The sequence below is a fragment of the Streptomyces sp. a15 genome, assembly GCF_059026085.1.
Window position 1 is genome coordinate 1 of the sequence record NZ_JBWLKM010000295.1, and the last position, 348, is coordinate 348.

Annotated in this window: 1 pseudogene; it reads right to left on the reverse strand. The window is 67.2% G+C overall.

From position 1 onward, the window contains the following. Nucleotides 1-264: pseudogene (locus tag AC5P09_RS52200) on the reverse strand (hypothetical protein); the annotation flags it as partial. Nucleotides 265-348 lie beyond the last annotated feature (84 nt).

A 348-nucleotide genomic window follows, 5' to 3' on the forward strand; every position in this document is an offset into this window, starting at 1 on the left:
CCGGATGCCCGGCTGGAGGTCGATGAGCACGTTGACGATCCGCTCGAACAGGACGGTGTTCTCCGGGACATTCCGAATGCCGCCCCCGATGAGCGCCACCCCGAACGAGTGCCCGTCGAACCGCCGGCGCAGCTCGGCCTCAGCCTCGTCGGGGTCCAAGCCGATGCCGCACATCTCGCCGTCGATGCCTGCGGCCTGGAGCGACGCCCAGCCGCGGTCGATCTGGGTGGCCAGCTCCTCGACCGTCGCAAACCCCGGCGGCAAATCTTACGGCGCAAACGCATCAGCGCGGATGCCGATGGCCAGCACGCGCTGATTGAGCGGAGGCTTCACTTGAGAGTTCTTGTG